A 25,190-nucleotide genomic window follows, 5' to 3' on the forward strand; every position below is an offset into this window, starting at 1 on the left:
TTCCGGGCGGCTCAGCGGCCGCCGAGGCGGCGGACCAGTCCGGCGAAGGCGTCCTGTTCGGCCGGGGTCAGTTCCACGACCTCCCGCGAGGGGCTGGGCCTGAGCGGGTGCGGGAAGCCGGGCAGGGTGTCCGCGGTGTACCGGGCGAGGGCCTCGCGGCGGTTGCGGCGCAGCAGACGCGTCACGACGGCCGCCCAGGCCACGGTCGCCAGGGTGAGCGCGGCCATGCCGATCAGCTGGAGGGTCGAGACGTGCTCAGGCATACGCCCCAGTACACACCACGGTCCGGGACTTTGGCCCCGGACCGTGACGTATCTCGCAGGTGCCGTGAACAACTCACAGCGAATCAAAGGGACAAGAAGGGGGGCGGGCCCGCAGGGCGGCCCGCGCGGACGCTCAGGCCGCGACCGGCTGCTTGGCCTCCTTGGCGGTGGCGGCCGGGCCGGAGACGGCGTCGCCCGTCGAGACCTGTCCGGCCGGCTTGCGCATGCCCTTCAGGATGACGACGAGGGCGGTGGTGACGCAGACGCCGGCGGCGATGGCGATCAGGTAGAGGAACGGGTTGCCGATGAGCGGGACCACGAAGATGCCGCCGTGCGGGGCGCGCAGCGTGGCGCCGAAGACCATCGACAGGGCGCCGGTGATCGCGCCGCCGACCATCGAGGAGGGGATCACGCGCAGCGGGTCGGCCGCGGCGAACGGGATCGCGCCCTCGGAGATGAAGGAGGCGCCGAGGACCCAGGCCGCCTTGCCGTTCTCCCGCTCGGTCTCGGTGAAGAGCTTGCCGCGCACGGTGGTCGCGAGGGCCATCGCCAGCGGCGGGACCATGCCGGCCGCCATGACCGCGGCCATGATCTTCATCGCGGAGTCGCTCGGGCTGGAGACCGCGATACCGGCGGTGGCGAAGGTGTACGCGACCTTGTTGACGGGGCCGCCGAGGTCGAAGCACATCATCAGGCCGAGCAGGGCGCCGAGCAGGACGGCGTTGGAGCCGGACAGGCCGTTCAGCCAGTCGGTCATGCCCTTCTGGGCGGAGGCGATGGGCTTGCCGACCACGACGAACATCAGGAAGCCGACGATCGCCGTGGAGATCAGCGGGATCACCACCACCGGCATGATGCCGCGCAGCACCGCCGGGATGTTGATCTTCTGGATCGCCATCACCACACCGCCGGCCAGCAGACCGGCGACCAGACCGCCGAGGAAGCCCGCGTTGATGGTGGAGGCGATCATGCCGCCCACGAAGCCGGGGACCAGACCCGGCCGGTCCGCCATGCCGTAGGCGATGTAGCCCGCCAGGACCGGGACGAGGAAGCCGAAGGCGACGGCGCCGATCTGGAACATCAGGGCGGCCCAGCTGTCGGTCTGGGTCCACACGAAGTGGTTCAGCACGGACGGCGCCGACTTGATCTCGTAGCCGCCGATCGCGAAGCCGAGGGCGATCAGCAGACCGCCGGCCGCGACGAAGGGGACCATGTAGCTCACGCCGGACATCAGCCACTTGCGCAGCTTGGTGCCGTAGCCCTCGCCCGCCTCCCCGGCGCGCTCGACCGGCGTGGCCGGTGCGGAGCCGGAGGTGACCTCGCCACGGGCGGCCTTCGCGCGGACCTCGCCGATGAGGTCGGCGGGGCGGTTGATGCCCGCCTTCACGCCGACGTCGACGGTCGGCTTGCCCGCGAAGCGGTCCTTCTCGCGGACGGGGACGTCGTGGGCGAAGATCACACCGTCCGCCGCCGCGATGACCGCGGGGTCGAGCCGGGTGAAGCCGGCCGAGCCCTGCGTCTCGACGACGAGTTCGACGCCCGCCTCGCGGCCCGCGTTCTCCAGGGACTCGGCGGCCATGTAGGTGTGGGCGATGCCGGTGGGACAGGAGGTGACGGCGACGATCCGGAAGGGACGCGCGTCGCCTTCGCGGCGCGCGTCGTCTTCCGGGCCCGCGTCGTCATCGCTGGCCGCTGCGGTGCCGGCGGAGGCCGCCACCGGCGCCGCAGCGGTGTTCTGGGAGGCGCCCGCGGCACCCTGGGCGGCGCCCGCACCGGCGTCGGCGGTGCCCGTCGCGGCCTGCGTGTCCCGTGCGGGCGCGTCGGCCGTCGTGGGCGTCTCGTCGCCCCGGATCAGCGCCGCCGCGGTCCCCGCGTCGGCCGCCGAGCGCAGCGCGTCGGTGAACTCGCTGTTCATCAACTGGCGGGCCAGCGAGGAGAGGATCGTGAGGTGGGCGTCGTCGGCGCCGGCGGGGGCCGCGATCAGGAAGATCAGGTCGGCGGGGCCGTCGGGCGCGCCGAAGTCGATGCCGGCGGCGCTGCGCCCGAAGCCGAGCGTCGGCTCGGTGACATGGGCGCTGCGGCAGTGCGGGATGCCGATGCCGCCGTCGAGTCCGGTCGGCATCTGGGCCTCGCGGGCGGCCACGTCGGAGAGGAAGCCCTGCAGGTCGGTCACCCGGCCCAGGGTCACCATGCGCTCGGCGAGGGCGCGCGCCGCCGCTTCCTTGGTGTCGGCGGACAGGTCGAGATCGACCAGGTCCGCGGTGATCATGTCGCTCATCGCGGGCTCCTATGCACGCGTATCGCCCGGAGTGTGGGGTGGGCGGGGGTGGGGACGGGGGTGCCGTGGGGGGCAGGGGTGCCGTGGGAGGCGGGGTGGGAGACGGGGCCGGGGAAGCCCCGCCTCCCGGGGACGGCGGGGCGGCTCAGGGTGCCCCGACGGCCCGCCGGCGCGGCGAGTAACGAGGGACCTCGCCGCTCCTGGGCCGGTTGTCGGCGGGCGGCGCCGGGGCGGCGCGCGGCGGTACGGGCGGTCGTGTCCGAGGTCATGACACCGGCTCCGTCAGTTCGCGGTCGACGGGGACGAGGTCGGTGACGGTGACCGCCGCGTGGTCCAGGTCGGCCGGGGTGGGCATCACGCTGCCGGGCAGCTGGACGGCGGCCGCGCCGTGGGCGACGGCGGAGGCCAGGGCCCGCGGGCCGCTGCCGCCGGCGATGAGGAAGCCGGCCAGGGAGGAGTCGCCGGCGCCGACGTTGCTGCGGACGGTGTCCACGCGGGCGCTCGCGAACCAGGCGCCGGTGTCCGTCACGAGGAGCTGGCCGTCGGCGCCCAGGCTGGCGAGCACCGCGCCCGCTCCCATGCCGCGCAGTTCCTCGGCCGCCTTCAGGGCGTCACCCACGGTCGACAGGGGGCGCCCGACGGCTTCCGCGAGTTCCTCGGCGTTGGGCTTCACCACGTCGGGACCCTCACGCAGCGCTTCGAGCAGGGCGCGCCCGGAGGTGTCGAGGGCGATGCGTGCGCCCCCGGCGTGCGCCCGGGCGACGACTTCGGCGTACCAGGAGGGGGCGAGCCCGCGCGGCAGGCTGCCGCAGCAGGCGATCCAGTCGGCGTCGCGGGACTGCTCGCGGACGGTCTCCAGGAGGAGTTCCTGCTCGGCGGCCGAGAGCTCGGGGCCCGGCGCGTTGATCTTGGTGAGCACCCCGTCGGACTCCGCGAGGGCGATGTTGGAACGGGTGGCCCCGGCGACCGGGACCGGCGCGACCTCGATGCCCTGGGTGTCGAGCAGCTCGGCGACGAGCGCGCCCGGCGCACCGCCCAGGGGCAGGACGGCCACCGTGCGCCGGCCGGCCGCGGCGACGGCACGGGAGACGTTCACCCCCTTGCCGCCGGGGTCCATGCGTTCGCCGGTGGCGCGGATGACCTCGCCGCGCTCCAGGACGGGGACCTCGTAGGTGCGGTCGAGGGAGGGGTTGGGGGTGACGGTGAGGATCATGCCCGTACCGCTCGTGCTGTTCGTGGTGCTCATGCTCGTACTACTTCCGTGCCGCCGCGCTCGATGGCGGCGGCGTCCTCGGGGGTCAGTCCGGTGTCGGTGATCAGCAGGTCCACGTCGTCCAGGGCGCCGAAGCGGGCGAAGTGCTCCTGGCCGTGCTTGGCGGAGTCGGCGAGCAGGACCACCCGGCGGGCGGCGGCCACTGCGGCCCGCTTGACCGCGGCCTCGGCGAGGTCGGGGGTGGTCAGGCCCTGCTCGGTGGAGAAGCCGTTGGCGGCGACGAAGAGGACGTCCGCGCGGATCTCGCTGTACGCGCGCAGCGCCCAGGCGTCCACGGCGGCGCGGGTACGGTGCCGTACCCGCCCTCCGACCAGGTGGAGCTGGATGCCCGGGTGGTCGGCGAGACGGGCCGCGATGGGGAGGCTGTGGGTGACGACGGTGAGGTCCGCCTCCAGCGGGATGGCCGCGGCGAGCCGGGCGACCGTCGTACCGGCGTCGAGGATCAGGGTGCCCTCGACGGGCAGTTCCGGGACGGCGGCCTTGGCGATGCGGTCCTTCTCGTCGGCCGAGGTGGACTCGCGTTCGGTGAGGTCCGGCTCGAAGTCGAGGCGTCCGGCCGGTATGGCGCCGCCGTGCACCCGGCGGACCAGGCCCGCCCGGTCGAGGGCCTTCAGGTCACGGCGGATCGTCTCCTGGGTGACCTGGAACTCCTCGGCGAGCGACACGACGTCCACCCGGCCGCCGTCCCGGGCGAGCCGGAGGATCTCCTGCTGCCGCTCCGGTGCGTACATGCCCCTGTGCCTCCGCTCCAGCCGACGTCCACTCGATGTCCACTCGTTGTCCGGCCGGGTCCGACTGTGTCCGACTGATGCCCGAACTTGTGGTTTCGCTTCGGAGGCTACGCCTGGATTTCCGGAAAGTAAACAGGTTCGGACCTCAAACGGGCATGATCGGACTTCCGGCCTCTTCCGGGCGACGGTCAGTGGACGAGTTCGCCCTCCTGCTCCGGCGCCTCCTCGGCCGTTTCCGGAAGCGGCTCGTCCGCCGCGCCCGCCTCCGGATCCCGCGCCGGGCGCCTCGGCAGGGCGAACATCAGCAGGAAGATCACGACCAGGACGGCGGCCACCCACAGCAGCGCGTGCCGGAAGGCGTGCGCGAAGGCCGGGCCGACCTGGGCCGGGGTCAGCCGGTCGCCGATGACCCCGAAGAAGACGACCGAGACCAGGCCCAGGCCGAGCGCGTTGCCCATCTGCTGCACGGTGTTGATCAGGCCGGAGGCGGAACCGGCGTGCTCGCGCGGCACCTCCGACAGCACCGCGTCGGTCAGCGGGGCGACGATCAGGCCCATGCCCGCGCCCATCACGACCAGCGGCAGCGCCATCTGCCAGGAGGCGACGGCGAGGCCGTAGCGGTGGGACTCCCAGACGTAGATCAGCACACCGAGCGCCATCAGCAGGGCGCCGGCCTGGAGCACCCCGCGGCCGAAGCGCGGGACCAGCTTCTGCACGGACAGGCCGGCCGCGACGGACACGGCGAGGGAGAACGGCACCCCCGTGAGGCCGGCGTGCAACGGGGTCCAGCCGAGGCCGATCTGCATGTACAGCGTCCAGACCAGGAAGAACACCCCGAGCGCGATGCCGAAGACGGTCTGGACGGCGATCCCCGCGGCGAAGCTCTTCACCCTGAAGAGGGACGTCTCGATGAGCGGGGAGCCGTCGGCGGCGGCCTTCCGGCGCTCGTACGCGACGAGGACGCCGAAGACGACGAGCGCGCCGGCCATCGACACGTACCCCCACAGCGGCCAGCCCAGCTCGCGGCCCCGGGTCAGGGGGTAGAGCAGCATCAGCAGGCCGAGGGTGACCAGGGCGACGCCGACCAGGTCCAGTTTCAGGGCGCGCGGGGCCTTGGATTCGCTGATGTAGCGGCGGCCGAGGAGCAGTGCCACGATGCCGACCGGGAGGTTGATCAGGAAGATCGGGCGCCATGCGAGGCCGAACAGGTTCCACTCGGTGAGGAGGGCGCCGAGCAGCGGACCGGAGACCGCGCCGAGGCCGACGATCGCGCCGAACAGGCCGAAGACCTTGCCGCGTTCGTGGGCCGGGAACGTGGCGTGCACGATCGACAGCACCTGCGGGACCATCATCGCCGCCATGGCGCCCTGCAGGATACGGGCGGCGACCAGCGTCTCCGGGTTGGCGGCGAAGCCGCACAGGGCCGAGGCGAGGGTGAAGCCCGCGACGCCGACGAGGAACAGCCGCTTGCGGCCGTGGATGTCGCCGAGGCGGCCGCCGGTGATCAGACCGGCCGCGAAGGCGAGGGCGTAGCCGGCGGTTATCCACTGGATCTGGCTGAAGGAGGCGCCGGCGTCCCGCTGGATGGAGGGGATCGCGATGTTGACGATCGTGACGTCGACGAGGTCCATGAAGGCGGCGGTCATCACGATGGCGAGGGCCAGCCAGCGGTGCGGTGCGCCGGGGGAGGCCGACGTCCCGGGCGCCGCAGGGGTGGGCGTGGTGGAGGTGGTGGTCGTGGTGGAGGTGGTGGGCGTGGTGGAGGTGGTGGTCGTGGTGGAGGTGGTGGGCGTGGTGGGTCGGGTGCCGGTGCGTCCTGGCCGGGCGCGCAGTTCTCCGCGCCGCTGCGGGGTGCCCTGCGGGCCGTTCGTCTCGCTGGAGGTCATAGGGCGAACCTAAGGAGGCAATAGGTCAGATCCTGTCCTCTTGATACGGCATGCTCGGACACATGACGACGGACACCCCGGCTCGGCTGCTTCAGCTTCTGTCTCTCCTCCAGACGCCCCGTGAGTGGCCCGGGGGTGAACTCGCCGAGCGGCTCCAGGTGTCCCGGCGGACCGTGCGGCGGGACATCGACCGGCTGCGGGAACTGGGCTATCCGGTGGAGGCCAGCAAGGGCTCCGACGGGGGATACCGGCTGGTCGCCGGGAAGGCCATGCCGCCGCTGCTGCTCGACGACGAGGAGGCGGTGGCCATCGCGGTCGGGCTGCGGGCCGGGGCCGGGCACGCCGTCGAGGGCGTGGACGAGGCGTCGGTGCGGGCGCTGGCCAAACTGGAGCAGGTGCTGCCGGCCCGGCTGCGGCACCGGGTGAGTACGCTCCAGGCCGCGACCACTCCGCTGACCAGCGGTGACGGGGCCAGTATCGCGCCCGAGACGCTGACCGTGATCGCCTCCGCGGTCGCGGGGCAGGAGCGGCTGCGGTTCGCCTACCGGGCGGCCGACGGGAGCGAGAGCAGGCGGCAGGCCGAGCCGTACCGGCTGGTGTCGACCGGTCGGCGCTGGTACCTCGTGGCGTACGACCTCGACCGCGCCGACTGGCGGACGTTCCGCGTGGACCGGGTGAGCGAGCCGTTCGCGACCGGGGCGCGGTTCACCGCACGCGAGTTGCCGACCGGGAACGCGGCGGAGTACCTCCGGCGGTCCATCCAACGGCAGCAGGCGACGTACGAGTTCGAGGTCGCGTTCGCCGCGCCGGCGGCGGAGGTGGGGGCCCGCGTCCCGGCGTGGATAGGAACACCGGTGGCGGAAGGGGACGGTGGCCGGTGCGTCCTGCGGGGGGTGACCGGTGATCCGGCGGACTGGCTGGCGGTGCGGTTGGCGATGACGGGCTACGAGTTCGAGGTACGCGGGCCTGGGGAACTCATCGAGCGCGTGAAGGAGTTGGGAGGCCGGCTGAGCCGGGCCGGCGGGGGGTCCTGAGCGGGCGCCCGGGTGGACGGGGCGGTGCCGGCGGAGCTGGTCACGCTCCCTCTCCCTGCCAGTCGAACCCCCGCAGCGCCTCCAGGTTCCGCAGTGCCAGCGCCATCGGCCCCTGCTCCCCCGTCGGGGCGGCCGTGTCCGCCGCCCAGGTCTCCATCGCCACCCGCACGGCGGCGCCGGCCACCGCCGCGGCGAAGCGGAGGCGCGGTGTCGGGGCAACGTTGTCGCCGTCCCGCGCGGTGCGCTCCGCCAGGACCGACGCCAGGTGGTGTTCCGCGGACTGGCAGACCTCCGCCCACACCTTCCGCAGGGCCGGGCTGGTGTCGGCCAGGTGGATCAGGGTGCGGACCCATTCCCAGGAGGCCGCCGAGACCCCGGAGCCCGGGGTGAGGGTGTGGCGGACCGCGTGTTCGAGGGCCGCGGGCACGGAGAGGGCCGCCGGGGCGGACCGCACCGCCTCCGCCCAGCGCTGGGCGCCGATCACGTAGAGGGGGGCGATCGCCTCCTCCTTCGTGGCGAAGTAGCGGTAGAACGTGCGCGGGGCGATGCCCGCGGCCTGTGCGATGTCCTCGGCGCGGGTGGCCCGCAGGCCCTGTCGCACGAAGAGCCCCGCGGCCGCACGGGCGATCTCCATCCGGGTCTCCGCCTTGCGCCGTTCCGTCAGGGAGGCGGTCGGGGGGTTCTGCCCGGGGGTGTCGCCGGTGGTGCTGGGGGTGCTCACCTCGGCAGGCTATGCCTCTGTGGCAGAATCTGCCATCCGGTGGTTCACCCCGTGGTTCAGGTACGGGGTGGACCACCGTTTCCGCATGCGGGAGCGGAGCGGGAGCGAACCAGCACCCGGTGAGCGCGGGATCCATGGAAGCGTGGAGCCGGGCTCCGGCGCCCGGGAGGGATAGGCGCCGAAGCCCGGCTGGGGGAAAGTCCCGGCGCCGGGGGGATGGTGCGTCGGGACGTGGTTCAAGGGCAGGTCGTCAGAGGTCGTCGAGGGTGATCGGGGTCCGCTGGAACGTTTCGTCCCATCGAGCCCCCCAACTCCTGGGCCCAGAGTGCTTGTTCCCTACACGCGGCTCCTGAAGCGGCGGTACCGCGCCATGTTTGCGCCGTCTTTCGCCACCCGGCGCACGCGCCCAGGGCAAGGGGCACCTCGCGCGCCCCCAGGCGCGCGAGCCCCACACTCACGCCTTCCCCGCACAACCCTCTTACGCCGCCGGTTCGAACCCGGTGGAGCGGGCCAGCTTCTTCAGTTCGAGGAGGGCGTGCTTCTCGATCTGGCGGATCCGCTCACGGGTCAGTCCGTGCTCCTTGCCGACCTCGGTCAGCGTGCGCTCACGGCCGTCCTCGATGCCGTACCGCATCTTGATGATCGACGCCGTGCGCTGGTCCAGGCGGCCGATCAGGTCGTCCAGCTCCTCGCTGCGCAGCAGGGTCAGGACGGACTGCTCGGGGCTGACCGCCGACGTGTCCTCCAGGAGGTCGCCGAACTGGGTGTCGCCCTCGTCGTCCACCGACATGTTCAGCGAGACCGGGTCGCGGGCCCAGTCGAGGACGTCGATGACGCGCTCCGGCGTGGAACCGAGCTCGGCGGCGATCTCCGCGGGCTCCGGGTCGCGGCCGTTCTCCCGGTTGAACTCGCGCTGGACACGGCGGATCCGGCCCAGCTCCTCCACCAGGTGGACGGGGAGCCGGATGGTCCGGGACTGGTCCGCGATGGAGCGGGTGATGGCCTGCCGGATCCACCAGGTAGCGTAGGTCGAGAACTTGAAGCCCTTGCGGTAGTCGAACTTCTCGACGGCGCGCACCAGGCCGGCGTTGCCCTCCTGGATCAGGTCGAGGAGGGGCAGTCCGCTGCGCGGGTAGCGCCGCGCGACGGCCACGACAAGGCGGAGGTTGGAGCGGATGAAGACGTCCTTCGCCCGCTCGCCGGCGGCGACGAGTGCCTCCAGCTCCTCACGGGTGGCGTCCGACGCGGACTCCTCCTCGCCGTCGAGGACCTGTCGCGCGAACACACCCGCCTCTACGGCCTGGGACAGCTCGACTTCCTTGGCGGCATCGAGCAGCGGTGTGCGCGCGATCTCGTCGAGGTACATGCCGACCAGGTCACGGTCGGCTATCTCGCCGCCGTGGCCGCGAACGGCACGGGCGCGAACACTGCTTGCCGAGTCGGCCGCCTCGCCAGTGGCGGTCTTACGACGGGCGACGGCACGGGTTGCCATGCGTGCTCCCTTGCGATGGTGGGCGGGCGGGGTGGTCCTGTCGGTCCTTCAGCTGCCGGGTCCTCGACTCGACGCCCTGGGGAACTCCACTCCTGGAACTCCTCGGACTCTCGCCGAGTGCCCTGCATCTGGTGGAAACAACGACTGGAATCCGGACAGAATTCCCACCCCGCACCCCGAATTTCTGATCATGCAGTATCCTGCGCAACCCCGCGAGGAGACCGGATGGCGTCCGAACGTCCAGAGGTGCAGGTCAGGCCGGGGAACGAGGGGGACCTCGCAGCCCTCACCGAGATCTACAACCACTACGTCCGTGAGACGCCCATCACATTCGACACGGTGGCCTTCACTCCGGAAGAGCGTCGGCCGTGGCTGCTCTCCCACCCGGAAGACGGCCCGTACCGGCTGATGGTTGCCGTGGCGCCGGACTCACAGGAGATTCTCGGGTACGCCACATCCAGTCCCTACCGAGCGAAACCGGCCTACGCGACCTCTGTGGAGACCACCGTCTACGTCGCCCCGCACGCCGGCCGACGCGGAGTCGGCACCCTTCTCTACCGGACCCTCTTCGAGGCGCTCGCGGGCCAGGACCTGCACCGGGCCTACGCGGGCATCGCACAGCCGAACGAGGCGTCCACCCGGCTGCACGAGCGCTTCGGGTTCGGGTACGTCGGAACGTACCGCGAGGTGGGCCGCAAATTCGGCCGCTACTGGGACGTGGCCTGGTACGAGCGCCCGCTCTGACCGCGCCGCGCAGGAGCGCCCGCCCGGGTACGAGCGCCCGCCCCGGGCACGAGCGCCCGCCCCGGCCGCCCCGCCGCGCGTCACCCGAACTGCACGGACCGCTTCGCCATCCCCATCCAGAATCCGTCGATCACCGACTTCTGCGCGTCGAGACCGCCGCCGGCGTCCGCCGCGCCCATCGTGACGAAGAGCGGGGCGAAGTGTTCGGTACGCGGATGGGCGTAGCGGCCGGCCGGGGCCTTGTCGAGGAAGTCGAGCAGGGCGTCCCAGTCGCGGTGCTCCAGTGCCCGGCGGCCCCAGTCGTCGAACTCGGAGGACCAGGTCGGCACACCGCCCCCGGCGTGGCGCAGGGCGGCCAGGTTGTGGGTGAAGAAGCCGGAGCCGACGATCAGCACGCCCTCGTCGCGCAGCGGGGCGAGCCGGCGGCCGATCTCCATCAGCCGGACCGGGTCGAGGGTGGGCATGGAGATCTGCAGTACGGGGATGTCGGCGGCCGGGAACATCTCCACCAGGGGAACATAGGCGCCGTGGTCCAGGCCGCGCTCCGGGATGTCCTGGACGGGGATGCCGGGGGCGCGCAGCAGCTTGCGCACGCTCTCGGCCAGCTCCGGTGCGCCGGGGGCGGCGTACTGCACTGTGTAGTAGTGCTCGGGAAAACCCCAGAAGTCGTAGACGAGCGGGACGGTCCGCACGGCGCCGAGGGCGAGAGGGGCCTCCTCCCAGTGCGCGGAGACCATCAGGATCGCCTTGGGGCGGGGCAGGTCGGCGCTCCACGCCGCCAGTTCGCCCGGCCAGACCGGGTCGTCGGCGAGCGGGGGCGCGCCGTGGCTCAGATAGAGCGCGGGCATGCGCTCCTGGGAAGCGGCGGATCGCTCCGGGGCGACGGCGGACATGACGGCGGCTCCCTCCGGGTCTTTCCTGGACCCGATGTTTTAACTCTCAAGCTTTCTGTACGACACCTTACGCCGGACTTGTTTAATCTTCAAGGAGAGGCCTCGTAGAGTGGGATACATGAATAGGGCATCCTTCGACTCCGCCGCCGCGCAGGACCGCTGGCTCACCGCCGACGAACAGCGCGTCTGGCGCTCGTACCTGCACGCCTCGACCCTGCTGGAGGACCATCTGGACCGTCAGCTCCAACGGGACGCGGGGATGCCGCACATCTACTACGGCCTGCTCGTCGGCCTCGCCGAGGCGCCCGACGGGCGGCTGCGGATGACCGAGCTGGCGATGAACGCGAAGATCACCCGGTCCCGGCTGTCGCACGCCGTGGCCCGCCTGGAGAAGAACGGCTGGGTCCGGCGGGAGGACTGCCCCTCCGACAAGCGGGGCCAGTTCGCCGTGCTGACCGACGAGGGTGCCGAGGTGCTGCGGCGGACCGCGCCGGGCCACGTGACCGCCGTACGGCAGGCGCTGTTCGAGCGGCTGACGCCGGAACAGCAGCAGACCCTCGGCGAGATCATGCAGATCGTCGCCGAGGGCCTGCAGCCCAGCGATGCGGGCGCGGACCTGCCCTGGCTCCGGTGAGGAGCCGCTCCGCTGCGGAGCCGCTCCGCCGAGGAGCCGGGACAGGCCCGTGGGGGTACCCGTGGATGGAACGGTGAGTCACTCTCAGAGGCGCTGCGGCCTCTGTGCCCTCAGTGGCCTCAGTGGCCTCAGTGGCCTCAATGGCCTCAGTGCCCTCGATTGCCTCAGTGGGCGACCACCGGGATCGCCACCTCGTCCGCCGCGCCGTCCCCGGAGGCCACGGGGGTGGCTTCCGGCTTGCCGGCGTTGACCAGGGCCACCACGATGACCGCGGCCAGCGCCAGCATGCCGACGGCGAACCAGATGGCGTTGGTGTAGCCGTGCACCGCGCCTTCCATCTGGACCAGCTGCTGCTGCGACTTGGAGGTCGCGGTGGCGATGTGGTCCTTGATGTACGACGTCGTCGCGGACGCGGCGATCGTGTTCAGCAGGGCGGTGCCGATGGCGCCGCCCACCTGCTGCGAGGTGTTGACCATCGCGGAGGCGACACCGGCGTCCCGCGGCTCGACGCCGAGCGTGGCCAGGGACATGGCCGGCATGAACGCCGTACCCATGCCGAGGCCGAGCAGCAGCACCGCCGGCAGGACCGTCGAGGCGTACGACGAGCCGATCTCCAGCCGGGTCATCAGCAGCATGCCGAGGGCGGCGACCAGGAAGCCCGGGCCCATCAGCAGCCGGGCCGGGACCCGGGTCATCAGCCGGGTGCCGATCTGGGTGGAGCCGATCATCATGCCCGCGACCATCGGCAGGAAGGCGAAGCCGGTCTGGATCGGCGAGAAGCCCTTGATGGCCTGGAGGTAGTAGGTCAGGAAGAGGAAGGTGCCGAACATCGCGATGATCGCGATGCCGAGGGAGAGGTAGATACCGCCGCGGTTGCGGTCGGTGACCACGCGCAGCGGCAGCAGCGGGGCCTTGACGCGGGTCTCGGTGACGACGAACGCGGTCAGCAGCACCGCGGAGGCGACGAACAGACCGATGGTGGTGGCGTCGCCCCAGCCGTCGGACTCGGCACGGGTGAAGCCGTAGACCAGGGAGACCAGGCCGAGGGTGGACAGCAGCACGCCGGGGATGTCGAGCGGGTTGCGGTTGCGGCCGCCCTCCGGCTCACGGATGACGAAGTAGGCGCCGAGCGCGGCGACGATGGCGAACGGGATGTTCACGAAGAACGTCCAGCGCCAGTCCAGGTACTCGGTGAGCACACCGCCGAGGATGAAGCCGACGGCGCCGCCGCCACCGGCGATCGCACCGTAGATACCGAACGCCTTGGCACGCTCCTTGGCGTCCGTGAACATCACGGCGAGCAGGGACAGCGCGGCCGGGGCGAGCATGGCGCCGAAGACGCCCTGGAGGGCGCGGGCGCCGAACATCATCGCGCCGGAGGTGGCGGCGCCGCCGAGCGCGGAGGCGGCGGCGAAGCCGGTCAGGCCTATGACGAAGGCCCGCTTGCGGCCCCACAGGTCGGCGATGCGACCGCCGAAGAGGAGCAGACCGCCGAAGGCGAGGGCGTAGGCCGTGACGACCCACTGCCGGTTGCCGTCGGAGATGCCCAGGTCGGTCTGGGCGGAGGGCAGTGCGATGTTCACGATGGTGGCGTCGAGGACGACCATCAGCTGGGCGAGCGCGATGAAGACGAGCGCTTTCCAGCGGTTGGCGTCACCGGACGGTGCCGGTGCGCCGGGAGCCTTGGCGGCTGTTTCAGACATGGGGGTACCCACTTCGTGACTTCGGTACTTCGGGACTTCTGGACTTCTGGACTTCTGGACTTCGTGACGGAAAGTCGGAGTTCGTGACGGAAGAAGTGCTGCGCGAGAACGTGCTGGGTGAAGGACGGACGCGTGGAATAGAGACGCGTGAAGGACGGACGTGCCTGACTAGGGATGCGTGAAAGAGGGACCTGTCGGCGGCCCCGGACTCATCGGCTGTCGGACTGATCGGCTGTCGGTGTCGGACTGATCGGCTGTCGAACTGATCGGCTGTCGGACGGTTTTGGTGGCTGGGTCAGGCCTGGCGCAGGTCCTCCATGGTCACGGCCGTGCCCGGCAGGACGGAGCGGGCCGGGGCCCGCAGCCCGTCCAGGAACAGCTGCAGATGACGGTGGACGAAGCGGTCGTTGATCAGGCAGCCGGTGCCGGCCGGCGGCCGGCTGAGCTGGGCCACGGCGATCATCACATCGCCGACGCCCACCTCCGGACGGAGCTGTCCGGCCGCCTTGGCGCGGTCCATGAGCTGCCCGATGAGCTGCTCGCACCGCTCGCGCGCCGCTTCCAGGTCGGGGTGGTTCTTGTCGAAGGTGCTGGAGACCATCGGGCACAACGCGCTGACCCGCTCGTCGGCGGACGTGTGCACGAACCGCTCCAGCGCTCCGAAGGCGTCGCCGGTCTCCGCGAGCGCCAGCTCGGCCGCCTCGGACGTCCGGTCCATCACGGAGCAGACGACCTCACGGACGAGCGCGTCACGGTCGGGGAAGTTGCGGTACAGGGTGGCGTTGCCGACGCCGGCCCGGCGGGCGATCTCGTCGAGGGGCACGTCGTGGCCGTACTCGGTGAACATCTCGCGGGCGGCGGTGACGATCCGCTCCCGGTTGCGCAGGGCGTCGGCGCGGGGCCGGGGTGCCTTGCGCACGGCGGGGGTGGCGGTCGCGGTCTGCACGGCGCACTCCTGTCCAGGTCGTTCGGTGGCTGCTTGCTCGGTACTGCACTGCTGTGGCTCTCCGGACGATCCGGGGAGCAGTTCCCCGTTTCGCTCGGACACAGGTCTAAACGGGGAGACGGTCCCCGGTTATTTCCCCACCCTCCCTCCAATCCTTGTGACCTGAATCACACTCGCATGCCCGGGGAAATCCCACGATCGGCCTCTACAGCGCGCGTCCCCACCCCCCTCGCCACAGGGTGATCAAAAGGGTGCAGCCGGACACCGGCGGCTGCCGTGGCGCGAAAGGTCCATGCATGCAGCCGCAGCAGCCCAGCCGCCGTGACCCCGTGAGCCGCTCCGCCCCCACGCACCGCCGCGGACCCGCCCACCGCCGGCTTCGGCTGCCCACGGGCCGCCGGGCATCCGCAGACCTCGGCATATCCACGGACCGCCGGACACCCCCGGACCGCCGGACACCCCCGGACCGCCGGGCCTGCGCACACCGCCGGACATCACCGGGCCGCCGAATATCCGCGGGCAACCGCATACGCCGCCACCGCCGTGCGGTCTGCCTCGCCGCCCTCACCGCGCTGCTCCTCATGGTCGGCACCTCCGCGGGCACCGGGCACTTCACGGCGGCCCCCACACCGGCCGGCGCCGGCCCGTTCGCGCTGGCCCGCTCCGCCGCATACAGCCCGTGCCTGATCAGCGGCGGCCACAACGTCCAGATGACCGAGGGCATCCCGACCCCCGGCGGCTACTCCCGCTCCACCGGCACCGTGCACGCCCTGACCCTGATGGTCGACTTCCCCGACGCACCCGGCCAGGGCAGCGCGCTCGACCGCTACACCGAGTTCTTCCCGCAGACCCAGGAATGGTTCCGCACGGCTTCCTACGGCAAGCTCGACTACCGGCCCGAGGCGCCCATCGACCACTGGCTGCGGATGCCCAAGCCGTTCAAGGCCTACGGCATAGAGCGCGGTGCCCCCTTCGACCCCGGCTACCGGCAGCTCGTCCAGGACATCGTGGCCGCCGCCGACCCGGACGTGGACTTCCGGTCGTACGACCTCCTGAACGTGCTGGTCACCCCGAACGCCGGCCCGTCGGCCCTGGACACGGTCCTGTCGGTGACCTTCGCGGGCAACGGCGACGCCCCCGTCGCCGACGGCGTCCCGGTCGCCAACGCGTCCTTCGTGTACTCCCGCCAGGACGACGGCTCCGGCTCCTACGCCCGCACCGGCTACCGGGTCCTCCCCCACGAGAACGGCCATGTCTTCGGCCTGCCCGACCTCTACACCCAGGAGGGCGGGGGCGCGGTGGGGCACTGGGACATCATGAGCGAGGACTGGGGCGCCGACAACGATCTGCTCGCCTGGCACAAGTGGAAGCTGGGCTGGCTGGACGCGGACCAGGTCAGCTGCGCGGCGGCCCGGGGCACCGCCGACTACACCCTCACCCCGCTGGCCCGCACCGGCGGCCGCAAACTCGTCTTCGTCCCCGTCGACGCCCGCACCGGCTACGCCCTGGAAGTACGCGCCAAAGGCGGCAACGACGAGGAGGTCTGCCGTCCCGGCGTCCTGATCTACAAGGTCGACGCGAACGTCGACACCGGCCGCGGCCCCATCAAGGTCTACGACGCCCACCGCGACACCGGCGGCTGCACCCGCAGCCCCAACGTCCAGGCGGAACTCTCCGACGCCCCGTTCGGCCCGGGCGAAACCTTCAAGGACCCACGACACAAGATCGAGGTACGGGTGGAGGGGGTGGAGGGGGACGGGGGGTATCGGGTGCGGGTGATCCGGGGGTAGGCCGGGACATGGGCTCCCGCCCCGCCCAAGCCCCCGACTCCTGCCCCGCCCCCGACGCCGGCCTTGGCCCCCAGCCCCTGGTCCCGTCCGGCCCCCGCCCCCACCTCCCGACCCCAGCCCCCGGTCCCGTCCGGCTCCCGCCCCCACCTCCCGACCCCAGCCCCCGGTCCCGTCCGGCTCCCGCCCCCACCTCCCGACCCCAGCCCCCGACTCCAGCCCTCCCCCGGTCCCGGCCCCTGCTCCGCCACCTCGCCCCCTCCCCAGCGCTGGCGCCGCCCCAGCCCAGGGGGCCACGGTTTACGGTAGGCGTGCCCTGAACGAGGCCTGCGCCGCCCCCGTCGGCCGGCCGTACCGGAGAGCCGATGACCGCCGCCACCCCCCTGTCCTCCTCGTCCCCGTCCCCGTCGCCGTCCCCCTCCCCTCTTCCTCCTTCCTCCTCCTCTGTGGGGAACGAAGCGCAGCCGCCCGCCGAGGCGGTCGCACCGCTGATCCGGGGTGTCGCGGTGCTGGAGGCGCTGACCGGGGCGGGCGGGACGCTGAGCGCGAGCGCGCTGGAACGGCGCACCGGCCTGGCCCGTTCCACGGTCGACCGGATCACCGCGACCCTGGCGCGCACGGGATACGTCCGCTTGGACGGCCGTGACGCGGTGCTCACCCCCCGGGTGATGGAACTGGGCAACGCCTATCTCGCCGCCCTCCGCCTCCCCGCCCTGCTCGACGCACACGCCGACGCGCTGGCGGACGAGCTGGACGAGTCCGTGTCCCTGGCGGTCGCCGACGGGGACGGCATCCGTTTCATCCACCAGGCGACCCGCCGTCGAGCCCTCTCCGTCAGCTTCCGCATCGGCGACCTGCTGCCGGCCGAACGCACCGCCCCCGGCCCGCTGTTCGCGGCTCAGTGGACCGAGCCGGAGTGGACGGCTTGGCGCGCCCGGCGCACGGCGGACCCCACGGACGCGGGCTTCCCGGCCGTACCGCCCAGAGGTGCGGGCGGTCAGGACGACTTCGTGTCACGGGCGGAACGGGCCCGCCAGGACGGCTGGGCCCTGGACGACCAGCTGATCGAGCCGGGCCTGGTGGCGGTGTCCGTACCGGTCCGCGACCCGGCCTCCGGGCGGCCGGCGTGCGTGGCCAGCGTGGTGAGCCATACGAGCCGTCACACCGCGGCGGACCTGCGCGACACCCTCCTCCCGCGCCTGCGCACGGCGGTGACGGCGATGGAACGGGAACTGCGCGAGGCCCGCCCCCCGGAGCCGGGCCCGCCCCCCGCCGACCTGGCGACCTGGACCACCGCGTCCAAGCACGCACTGGGCCGCGACTTCGTGGAGTCCCTCGCCAGGGGCCTGACGGTCCTCACGGCCTTCGGCGAGGGCCGCTCGGCCCTGACCCTGACGGACGTGGCCAAGGCGACGGGCCTGGCGAGGGCGACGGCCCGCCGTGCCCTGATCACGTACGAGCACCTGGGCCTGGTGACGGCACAGGACCGCACCTTCGCCCTCACCCCCCGGGTGCTGTCCCTGGGCTACCCGCCCCTCTCCCGTAAAACCCTGGCCCGCCTGGCGGCCCCACACCTGCGCACCCTCGCGGACCACCTGAACGAGCCGACGGCACTGGCGGTCCCGGTCCCGGGCACCGCCCCGGAGGAGATCCAGTACATCGCGGTAGCGGCCACCAGCAGGGTCCTCACCGTGGACATCACGGTCGGCACCCGCCTCCCCGCCACGCACACCGCACTCGGCCGAGCCCTGCTCACCCCGGACGCCCCGCCCGGGTACGCCCTGGCGGACGAGGAACTGGAGTCGGGCCTGCGCTCGATCGCGGTACCGGTACGGGACCGGGCGGGCCGCCCGATCGCAGCCCTGAACGTCGCCACCCACGCGGCCCGCCGCACCCTGGACGACTGCGTGGCCGACTTCCTCCCCGCACTGCGCACCACGGCGAACGCCATCCAGACCGATCTCCACACCGCCACCCGCTTCACCCGGATCCCACTGTCCTGACACCCCCACACCCCACCAGCCGAATCCGGTACGCTGACGCCTACGGCCCACCAGCCGCGCACCACCCCGCCTTCGTAGCTCAGGGGATAGAGCACCGCTCTCCTAAAGCGGGTGTCGCAGGTTCGAATCCTGCCGGGGGCACCAGGCCTGACCAGGCCTTATGTATCGAACAGGCCCCTCGGAGTGATCTCCGAGGGGCCTGTTTCGTGCCTGGTGGGGACAGGGTGGGGACACGGCGTGTGTGCCGTATGCGTGCTGCCCTCCCGCCGCCGCCCGCCGGTCCCGCTATGCGGCGGACGCCTCATCCACGGCTTCGGGTCCGGCCTCTGACGTGCTGGCCTCGGTCGGTACGAGCTGAGGGCCCTGCGGCGCGCTCTCCCCACCCTGTGGTGCCGCCTTGCGAGGGACGATCGCCACGGGCGCGTCCGCGGCCTCCAACTCCAGCTGCGGCAGAACGCTGGTGTAGGTGTCGGCGGTGAGCTTGAACGAGGAGTGGCCGAGCAGGACCTGAATGGCCTTCATGTGGACGCCGGCCGCCAGGGACAGCGTCGCGGCGCAGTGGCGCAGGTCGTGCAGCCGGATCGGAGGCAGAGCGAGCCTCTGGATCAGCCGGTTGAAGATCTGGGAGACGTACTCCGGGTGGTATGGGCGGCCGTCCTCCCACGTGAAGACGCGGCCGGAGTCGACGTACGGCCCGAACTTCTTCGGCTTCTCGCGGTGCTTCTCCTCCCACTCCGCGCGCTCGGCCTGCTGGCGTCGCCGCCAGAACTTCAGGAGCTCGTGGGTCTGGCTGTCGAGCCGGACGGTGCGGGCGCCGCTGTCGCTCTTGGGGGTGTCCTCCCAAACGTCATAGGAGGCCGCGACGAGCTGCTCGCTGATGTGGACGGTGCCGGCGGTCATGTCGGTCTCGCGCCAGGGCAGGCCGCAGGACTCTCCACGTCGGGTGCCCCGGAAGACCATGAGGTGGAACATCGGGTAGAGCCGGTGTTCGGCGACGCCATCGAGGAAGGCGCCGGTCTGCTCGGCCGTCCAGACCATGACGGGACCGGGCTTCTCTCCGGTCTCCTTCCAGCGGGCCACGCGCTCGTCGGTCCACACGAGCGGCTTGGGCGGGCTGTACTTCGGCAGCACGAGGTGCTTGGCCCAGTTGTCGCTGATGAGCTTCTCGGTGCTCTTGGCATAGTCGAGCGCCGCGCTGAGCTCGTTCTTCATCTTCAGCTGCACACCCGGGCCGGTGATGTACCGCGGCTTCCTGCGGGATTCGCGCAGCTTCTCCCTGGCGGCGTTCCAGTGCTGCCGAAGTTCGGACGGCCGCGGCCTGGCGGCCCGCTTCCAGGCCCGATGGGCAGCCTCGCACTCCACCCTGGCGAGCTCGGCGGCGTCGGCGTTGGCGGCGTGCTGCTCGTTGTCGCGCCAGATCTGCTCGAACATCTCCTGGATGTGCCGGGTGCGAAGGTCCCGCATCCTGATATGGCCGAGGTTCGGGACGAAGACCCGATGGATGTGGTCGTGGTAGGTCTTCCAGGTGGACCGCTTGAGGTCGACGCGCTTGGCGAACCAGCGGAGCAGGAACTGCTCGACGGTCTCGTCCGAGAGCACGTCGATACCGTCCTGGGCCTTGTCCCAGATCTCCTGGGCTGCCTCCTCGGCCTTCTTCTTGGTGAGGAATCCGCCCTTGCGCGGTCGACGCCGCTCTCCTTTGGGCCCCGGCGGCAGTTCGACGTAGTAGTACCAGCTGCCGTGGTCTCTCTTGCCGGCGTCTGGGCACTCAGCGCCGAGCTCCCGCATCTTCGGCCTGTTCCTGGCGTCGAGGACCGGAGCGCCGTCCTCACCTGTGACGGGTTCCTTGCAGCCACAGCGCTTGTAGACCGAGCCCTTGAACAAATCCCCTCCTGCGAATCTCGCGAGCGACAACGAAGCCATCATGTGTTGAGACAGACATTTACTTATCGACTTCTGGCGCCACCGTGTCGGATCTTGTATAGCCGCCAGGGAGAACTTAGACTCCGTCGGCACTTCCTGGGAGGCGCGGGGGCGGAACAGGAGAGTCCGACCATGCGAGACCGAAACAATCCGGCCACCGACAACGCGGCGGTGCAGGCATGTCGATGACACGGAACGAGGTACTGGCCCTGCCCGTCACGGTCGACGTCCTGACGGCCGGCAAGGCGTTCGGCTTCAGCAGGAACACAACGTACGAGCTGATCAGGTCAGGCGAGTTCCCGGTACCGGTGCATCCCTACGGCAAGGGCAAGCGAAGGGTGCTGACCGCGGAGCTGTGGGAGGCGCTGGGGGTGCGGCCACCGGCATAGGCGCGTGACCCCGGGGCCGATCCAGCTCGGCAGAACCCTCCAGTAACCGATCTCTCCGCTGTACAGTCCCCCATGCTCGGCCGAGGCGGGGGCCACAGGCCGCTGTTCATGTCGGGGTGACAATGCTGCGCTTTGGCATACGCTGTCCGGGGGTAGCAGGGGGATCTGGGCTGGAGAGAGCATGAGGGCCTATGGCCACGACACGGACGGTGTCACCGCCGTCCCGGAGGAAGCCGTCCACTTGGCGGCGGCCGCCAAGCGCGTCCTCGCAGGGCACACGATCGCGGACACCGCGGACTGGATGACGGAGAACGCTGGGCCGACGGTGTCGGGGCGCGCGTGGTCTCCCACGACACTGCGCCGTCGGCTGCGGAACCCCGCTGTCGCCGGCCTTCGGGAGAACACCGACGGCGAACTCGTGAAAGGCCCGGCGGAGCCGCTGCTCGACCGCGAGACGTTCGACGCGCTGCAGGAGTTGTTCACGCGGAACGGCCGGAGTCAGGGCACCAAGCCGAAGCACGTGCACTATCTGTCGGGTGGCATCGCGACCTGCAAGCTGTGCAAGAAGCCCCTGGTGGCCCGGTCCACAGCGAACGGCGGGCGCGGATACGTCTGCGAGGGCGAGGGCTGCGGCAAGGTGCGGATCTCCGCGGAGCCGCTGGACGAGTACGTCGGTGACCGAGTCGTCGCCGCGCTGGCGAGCCCGGCGCGGCTCAAGCGGCTGGCCGCCATCCGGGACCGGTTCTCGGCGGAGGCACGGGAGGCCGAGCGGTTCCAGCAGGAGCTCCGCGGGCACAAGGAAGAGTTGGCGCAGGCGTTCGGTGCCAAGGACCTGAACCTGAGCGAGTTCCGGGCGGCGAAGGCAGCCTTGGAGGAGCGGCGCGGTGAGGCGATGGCTGCTGTTCGCCGAGGCAGGGCGCTGGACGAGCTGCCGGAGTTGACCCCGCAGGGCGTCGAGACCTGGTGGAACGAGACAGCCGGCCGCGAGCAACGCCGCAACCTGGTCCAACTGACCGTACGGGAGGTGCGCGTCGGCCCTGCCACGGTGCGCGGTTCCCGGAAGTTCGACGAGACGCGGTTCGAGATCTTCTGGCGGTAGTGCCCGGATGGACCGCCGAACCCAGCTCTTCGCTCTACGAGTTGGGCCCGGCTGGTTCTCACCGACTTGCCGCGGGTCAGCTTCAGACCAGGCATTCGAAGACGCCACCGGCGACCAGGCAGCCAAGTGCCGTGCCAGCCGCCACCTGGCCCAGGGTGTGATCACGCAGCGCCACTCTCGACCAGCCGATCAGCGCGACCAGTGGAAGGGCCGCCGCCCACCAGCGACTGACGCCCACGGTCAGGATCGTGATGGCGCCGGCGGCGACCGCCGTGTGCACGCTGATCTTCCAGAACGCCGTCACCGGCAGGATCGCCCCGAGCGTGGCCAGCATCGCCACGACGAGGGCGGTCATCTGCACGGGTGCGTCGAGCACCACCATGGCCGCGACGGCGACGCCGACGGACGCCATGATCACGGGTATGAGATGCAGTCGGCGTTCACGCTGGCCAACGTGGCGGTCGGTCCAACGTCCAGCACGTATGCCGTACTTGATGTATGCCACGGGGATCACCGCGGCGAACACGACGGCATGGACGGCCCAGGCCAGGCCGACGAGTCTGTCCTCCTGGGCTGCCCCGAGCAGAAGACACACGGCGAGGATGACGTTCTTCGGTTCCAGGCCGTCGGTGATGGCGCGAGCGGTGCGGTTCTCGGTCACCGGGGACGTGGTGGTCATGCCGTCTTCCTGTCGGGCGCGACACGGGCTTCGAGGGTGTCCATGAGCGGAGAGTGGTAGCGCCGGGCCACGCGGGTGAGCCAGGCCGCGTTGGCGTCGAGGTCGGTGCCCAGGGACAGCAGTGGGAGGGTCAGGGGCATGTCAGCACTGGCCATGTCGTCGGCCCGCCCGCGGCGGCCGGTACGCAGGCACAGTGCCTGGGCGGCCGCCTCGGCATCGTTGTCTTCGAGGCCGCAGGCCTGGGCTGCATCCCGTGCCCTACGCGGCAGCTCGGCCTCGATCCACGGGAGGACTTCGAGCGCGGAGTCGCTGATGTCGAGCACCCGTTGGTCGAGCCGTTCCCAGAGGCCGCGGGGGTCGTACTGGTCCCGGAGCAGAGACGGCCCTTCGGCCAGGACGCGCATGACGGCCTCGGCGGGCAGGACGGAGACCATCTCCTGCCACAGGGGCCGCAGGGCGATCAGCTGCCGTCGGCGTTGGAGCAGGCGGGAGACGGCCTCCCAGCCCCGGAACGAGACACCGGCCAGGATCAGACCGATGGCCACGATCTGGATGAGACTGGAGAGATCGTCGGCCTCCGCCGCGGACATGGGGTACGTGGCGTCCAGAAGGCCGTACGCCAGATAGCTGCCCCGGAAGAAGGCGTAGCCGACGCCTGTCCAGCAGCCCAGGGACATCACGTACATGCACGCGCTGAACATCCGCTGTCCTGAACGCCGGGCGGTCCGCGCGGCCACCGTGCACAGGGCTCCCGAGAAGGTCATCGCCAGGGCCAGGGTGCCAAGGTAGGCGGTCACATAGGCGGTTCCCGCCCGGTGGCCGAACTGCGCCCCGATGAAGTTCCGCCCTCCGTCGGCGTCGACGAGGGCGGGTACCGAGAACGGGAACAGCAGGCAGGCGGCAGAGAGGGCGACCACCGCGAAGACGGTTCGTGGCCACGCGGCCGTCAGCCTCTGCCAGCGCCTGCGGGGGCCCGCGGCGGCCGCGACGGAGTCCACCCACCGCCACAGCAGGAACGAACTGAGCATCACAGCCAGGTGCTTGACCAGTACGGCGAGATCGCCGACGCCGGTCCACTGGGTGACACCACGCTCGAAGAAGCCCAGGCGCAGTGTGGCGGCGCCCGCGAGCAGCGCCAGGACGGCCCACAGCTCTCGTTGGCCGCGACTGCCGCGAAGGTAGCCGATCCGGGACAGGCACCAGGTCCAGAGCGGCACGATGGTGCATAACGCCATGACGTCGTCGCTGATCATGTGAAGGGGTTCCTCAACCGTCGGTCAGAGGCTGCGGTGCAGCCGGTCGAGCAGGGGGTCGGTGTGCCGGCCTGAGCTGTGTGCGCCGGCCCGCTGGCGGAGCAGCATGGCGAAGGACTCGGCCTCGTCCTCGCGCTCGATGTAGAGCGGATCCCGTCGGTTGTGCGGGGATCGGGTACGGACACCCAGGAGGTCGCCGCCAAGGAACGCCGGGGACAGCCAGGTGAACGTGACCGCCTCCTCCTCGGCCTCTGCCGGCTGGGGTGGCGTCTCGTCGGCCCGTACGACGGGGAGCGGAGGGTGGCCGAGGAGCTGGTGACCCAGCTCGTGGGCGTAGGTGTGGACCGCCTGAGCACCGGCGGCCTCCGGCGCCACCCAGATGTGGTCCGCCTCCTCCGTCGGCCACCACAGACCGCACGGGCGTTGCAGGCCCGGTGGGAACGGTTCGCGGTGCAACACCAGCGGCCGGTGGTGCTGCTCGACGGCGGCCTGGTGCAGCGTCTCCAGCGTCAGCGGGTGAGGGACTGGAAAGCCGTCGAGGGCTGCGGTGCAGCGGCGGCGGGAGGTGGGACCTAACACGCGCTGATCGCACCACCCTTGGGGGTTGGGACGTGGGGGATGATCACTGGAGACTTCCGGGGATCTCGGTGTCAGTTCTGGGGCTTCTGCATCTTCTGCAGGCTGGAGATGAACTCCATGGCGAGCTTCAGTCCGCGGGAGTCGAGCCGACGGGCGCTACGGGCCAGCAGCTGAACGCTCTCGGCCTCCTCGGCCACCTGACGGTCCACCTTCTCCGTGTGCCTGCGTCGCGCGTCGAGGAGCTTGTTCGCCTCGCCGGCCACTGCTTCGTGTGTGGCGGTGCCGTCCTTGAAGGCGTCCAACGGCACCTGGAAGAAGGCCGCGATGTGCGCGACCTTGTCGAACGACGGTTGGGGACCGCCCGGTATACGCAGCTTGCGGATCGTCTCGTCGGAGATCACGCGCCGTCCCGCACGCCGGTTGATGGCGTCCGCCACCTCGGAGTTGCTGAACTCCACGCCGTTGCGGGCCGCCGCCGCGGCCTCGAACAGAAGGTTCAGCATCCGGGCGCTGAACGACCACTCGTCCGCGGCGGAGCCGACAGATCGTGTCACGCGCATCTCCTCTACCAACGACCGCTCGCGCCACATGCTAGCCACTGCCACAAATCTTTGGCTGGCTATTCTCAGCCAACCAAAGATCCTTGACAGCTCATGAAGATGCTGTGTTGGATCCGTAACGCAAGTGTGCGGTTATGTTCCTGTCAAGTGCCTCTGATGCGCAACCCTGGTTCCGCGCGCAACGACGGCGGGGTTCGGCCGCACCTTTCTTCACGACGCCTGCCACCGAAGGGGCCTCCCGATGCGAGCCGCCCACAACTCGCCCGCTCCGTTATCCGGACCGCCCCACGCCGCGAGCTCCGCACCCTCGGAATCCGAGC

At 71.2% G+C, this 25,190-nt stretch carries 22 protein-coding genes and 1 tRNA gene; 8 read left to right on the forward strand and 15 right to left on the reverse strand.

All coding sequences use genetic code 11. From position 1 onward, the window contains the following. Window positions 1-11 precede the first annotated feature (11 nt). From AB0958_RS08375 to AB0958_RS08395, 5 genes are all read right to left on the reverse strand, one after another. Window positions 12-263 carry a hypothetical protein gene (locus tag AB0958_RS08375; protein WP_132891960.1) on the reverse strand — a complete coding sequence of 84 codons (252 nt, stop codon included), beginning with the start codon at window positions 261-263 and terminating at the stop codon, window positions 12-14. Between the two features lie 133 nt (window positions 264-396). Continuing rightward, window positions 397-2,541 carry a fructose-specific PTS transporter subunit EIIC gene (locus AB0958_RS08380; RefSeq protein WP_366889553.1) on the reverse strand — a complete coding sequence of 715 codons (2,145 nt, stop codon included), beginning with the start codon at window positions 2,539-2,541 and terminating at the stop codon, window positions 397-399. Window positions 2,542-2,806: 265 nt separating this feature from the next. Then, a complete protein-coding gene (gene pfkB / locus AB0958_RS08385; RefSeq protein ID WP_366889656.1) occupies window positions 2,807-3,754 on the reverse strand; it encodes a 1-phosphofructokinase in 948 nt (315 codons plus the stop codon). A 29-nt stretch (window positions 3,755-3,783) separates the two neighbouring features. Then, window positions 3,784-4,545: a DeoR/GlpR family DNA-binding transcription regulator gene (locus tag AB0958_RS08390; RefSeq protein ID WP_366889554.1), complete on the reverse strand. Its 762-nt coding sequence runs from the start codon at window positions 4,543-4,545 to the stop codon at window positions 3,784-3,786. Between the two features lie 188 nt (window positions 4,546-4,733). Beyond that, complete coding sequence (locus tag AB0958_RS08395; RefSeq protein WP_366889657.1) at window positions 4,734-6,191, reverse strand: MFS transporter; 1,458 nt, start codon at window positions 6,189-6,191, stop codon at window positions 4,734-4,736. Between the two features lie 302 nt (window positions 6,192-6,493). Between AB0958_RS08395 and AB0958_RS08400 the strand changes: the two genes are divergently transcribed. Continuing rightward, window positions 6,494-7,465: a YafY family protein gene (locus AB0958_RS08400; protein WP_366889555.1), complete on the forward strand. Its 972-nt coding sequence runs from the start codon at window positions 6,494-6,496 to the stop codon at window positions 7,463-7,465. Between the two features lie 40 nt (window positions 7,466-7,505). On the opposite strand, the gene AB0958_RS08405 is transcribed toward AB0958_RS08400, so the two are convergent. Then, window positions 7,506-8,186 (reverse strand): TetR family transcriptional regulator, encoded by a 681-nt coding sequence (locus tag AB0958_RS08405; protein WP_366889557.1) that lies wholly within the window; start codon window positions 8,184-8,186, stop codon window positions 7,506-7,508. Window positions 8,187-8,664: 478 nt separating this feature from the next. Next, window positions 8,665-9,678 carry a sigma-70 family RNA polymerase sigma factor gene (locus tag AB0958_RS08410; protein ID WP_366889558.1) on the reverse strand — a complete coding sequence of 338 codons (1,014 nt, stop codon included), beginning with the start codon at window positions 9,676-9,678 and terminating at the stop codon, window positions 8,665-8,667. A gap of 225 nt (window positions 9,679-9,903) precedes the next feature. Here AB0958_RS08410 and AB0958_RS08415 point away from each other — a divergent pair, with 225 nt between their 5' ends. Next, window positions 9,904-10,422, forward strand: coding sequence for an N-acetyltransferase family protein (locus AB0958_RS08415; RefSeq protein ID WP_366889559.1), 519 nt, complete (start codon window positions 9,904-9,906; stop codon window positions 10,420-10,422). 80 nt (window positions 10,423-10,502) lie between these two features. Here the strand turns inward: AB0958_RS08415 and AB0958_RS08420 are convergent, their stop codons facing one another. Continuing rightward, window positions 10,503-11,315, reverse strand: a complete 813-nt coding sequence (locus AB0958_RS08420) for a class III extradiol ring-cleavage dioxygenase (protein WP_366889560.1) — start codon at window positions 11,313-11,315, stop codon at window positions 10,503-10,505. A 118-nt stretch (window positions 11,316-11,433) separates the two neighbouring features. Here AB0958_RS08420 and AB0958_RS08425 point away from each other — a divergent pair, with 118 nt between their 5' ends. Continuing rightward, window positions 11,434-11,949, forward strand: a complete 516-nt coding sequence (locus AB0958_RS08425) for a MarR family transcriptional regulator (RefSeq protein WP_366889561.1) — start codon at window positions 11,434-11,436, stop codon at window positions 11,947-11,949. Between the two features lie 164 nt (window positions 11,950-12,113). Here the strand turns inward: AB0958_RS08425 and AB0958_RS08430 are convergent, their stop codons facing one another. Beyond that, on the reverse strand, window positions 12,114-13,652 hold the full coding sequence (locus tag AB0958_RS08430) for an MFS transporter (RefSeq protein WP_366889562.1): 1,539 nt from the start codon (window positions 13,650-13,652) through the stop codon (window positions 12,114-12,116). Between the two features lie 295 nt (window positions 13,653-13,947). Next, window positions 13,948-14,598, reverse strand: coding sequence for a TetR/AcrR family transcriptional regulator (locus tag AB0958_RS08435; protein ID WP_366889563.1), 651 nt, complete (start codon window positions 14,596-14,598; stop codon window positions 13,948-13,950). Between the two features lie 581 nt (window positions 14,599-15,179). On the opposite strand from AB0958_RS08435, the gene AB0958_RS08440 reads away from it, so the two are divergent. The 3 genes from AB0958_RS08440 (at window position 15,180) to AB0958_RS08450 (ending at window position 18,532) form a co-directional block, all read left to right on the forward strand. Then, window positions 15,180-16,388: a M6 family metalloprotease domain-containing protein gene (locus tag AB0958_RS08440; protein WP_366889658.1), complete on the forward strand. Its 1,209-nt coding sequence runs from the start codon at window positions 15,180-15,182 to the stop codon at window positions 16,386-16,388. A gap of 362 nt (window positions 16,389-16,750) precedes the next feature. After that, a complete protein-coding gene (locus AB0958_RS08445; RefSeq protein WP_366889564.1) occupies window positions 16,751-18,388 on the forward strand; it encodes an IclR family transcriptional regulator C-terminal domain-containing protein in 1,638 nt (545 codons plus the stop codon). A gap of 68 nt (window positions 18,389-18,456) precedes the next feature. Continuing rightward, window positions 18,457-18,532: transfer RNA gene (locus tag AB0958_RS08450), tRNA-Arg, on the forward strand. A gap of 141 nt (window positions 18,533-18,673) precedes the next feature. Here AB0958_RS08450 and AB0958_RS08455 read toward each other — a convergent pair. Beyond that, a complete protein-coding gene (locus AB0958_RS08455) occupies window positions 18,674-20,272 on the reverse strand; it encodes a site-specific integrase (protein ID WP_366889565.1) in 1,599 nt (532 codons plus the stop codon). 218 nt (window positions 20,273-20,490) lie between these two features. Here AB0958_RS08455 and AB0958_RS08460 point away from each other — a divergent pair, with 218 nt between their 5' ends. Together AB0958_RS08460 and AB0958_RS08465 are read left to right on the forward strand one after the other, a co-directional pair. After that, window positions 20,491-20,700 carry a DNA-binding protein gene (locus AB0958_RS08460; protein WP_366889567.1) on the forward strand — a complete coding sequence of 70 codons (210 nt, stop codon included), beginning with the start codon at window positions 20,491-20,493 and terminating at the stop codon, window positions 20,698-20,700. Between the two features lie 181 nt (window positions 20,701-20,881). Beyond that, complete coding sequence (locus AB0958_RS08465; RefSeq protein ID WP_366889568.1) at window positions 20,882-21,799, forward strand: recombinase family protein; 918 nt, start codon at window positions 20,882-20,884, stop codon at window positions 21,797-21,799. A gap of 82 nt (window positions 21,800-21,881) precedes the next feature. Here AB0958_RS08465 and AB0958_RS08470 read toward each other — a convergent pair whose 3' ends face one another. The 4 genes from AB0958_RS08470 to AB0958_RS08485 form a co-directional block, all read right to left on the reverse strand. Next, window positions 21,882-22,478 carry a hypothetical protein gene (locus tag AB0958_RS08470; protein ID WP_366889569.1) on the reverse strand — a complete coding sequence of 199 codons (597 nt, stop codon included), beginning with the start codon at window positions 22,476-22,478 and terminating at the stop codon, window positions 21,882-21,884. Next, on the reverse strand, window positions 22,475-23,731 hold the full coding sequence (locus tag AB0958_RS08475) for a DUF6545 domain-containing protein (protein ID WP_366889570.1): 1,257 nt from the start codon (window positions 23,729-23,731) through the stop codon (window positions 22,475-22,477). Before AB0958_RS08475 ends, AB0958_RS08470 begins: the two co-directional genes overlap by 4 nt. A gap of 24 nt (window positions 23,732-23,755) precedes the next feature. Continuing rightward, the gene (locus AB0958_RS08480; protein WP_366889571.1) at window positions 23,756-24,310 is read right to left on the reverse strand and encodes a hypothetical protein; all 555 of its coding nucleotides are present in this window, start codon (window positions 24,308-24,310) and stop codon (window positions 23,756-23,758) included. A 71-nt stretch (window positions 24,311-24,381) separates the two neighbouring features. Continuing rightward, window positions 24,382-24,864: a hypothetical protein gene (locus AB0958_RS08485; RefSeq protein WP_366889572.1), complete on the reverse strand. Its 483-nt coding sequence runs from the start codon at window positions 24,862-24,864 to the stop codon at window positions 24,382-24,384. Between the last annotated feature and the right edge of the window lie 326 nt (window positions 24,865-25,190).

It is taken from the genome of Streptomyces sp. NPDC006655 (genome assembly GCF_040703965.1).
Taxonomy (GTDB): Bacteria; Actinomycetota; Actinomycetes; order Streptomycetales; family Streptomycetaceae; genus Streptomyces.